The organism is Lactobacillus sp. UMNPBX19 (genome assembly GCF_002553805.1).
Lineage (GTDB): Bacteria > Bacillota > Bacilli > Lactobacillales > Lactobacillaceae > Lactobacillus.
In genome coordinates this window covers 1-383 of the sequence record NZ_PCYR01000149.1, presented here as the reverse complement: position 1 = coordinate 383, position 383 = coordinate 1, and the positions used below count along the sequence as shown (strand labels likewise).

At 36.6% G+C, this 383-nt stretch carries 1 protein-coding gene; it reads right to left on the bottom strand.

All coding sequences use genetic code 11. The features are described 5' to 3' along the window. Window positions 1-338: hypothetical protein (locus tag CP370_RS09525; RefSeq protein ID WP_143467913.1), on the bottom strand; the 338-nt coding region annotated here is incomplete at its 3' end. Window positions 339-383: the final 45 nt, after the last annotated feature.

Sequence of the window (383 nt, the reverse complement as noted above, 5' to 3'; positions counted from 1 at the left end):
AGTTGAGCAGCAGTAGCCACAACTTGTCTAACTCTTGATTCTTTATCAGCGCGATCTTTTTTCTTGTTTCCTGGTTGGTATCCTCGAGAAAACTCCTCAATACTTGCATTAACAAAATTATCTGGAGGATCTTTTACTTCTTTTTCATATGCATAAGCTATCTTTCGCCTAGTCGGTCTAACTACTTTATTACCAGGAGATGTATTTGGATATAGATTTACAGCTGTCTGATTGTAGTTTTCGTCTTGATATCTGTAGAAGTAAGGTAACCAGCTGAGCAATACGGATACACTTCTCGGTGCCGTTCTCCAGTGTAAGACATATTTTTCTTTGACCATAAATTCGACCTCTTTCCTCTAATATTTTTAATCCATATTTATCAA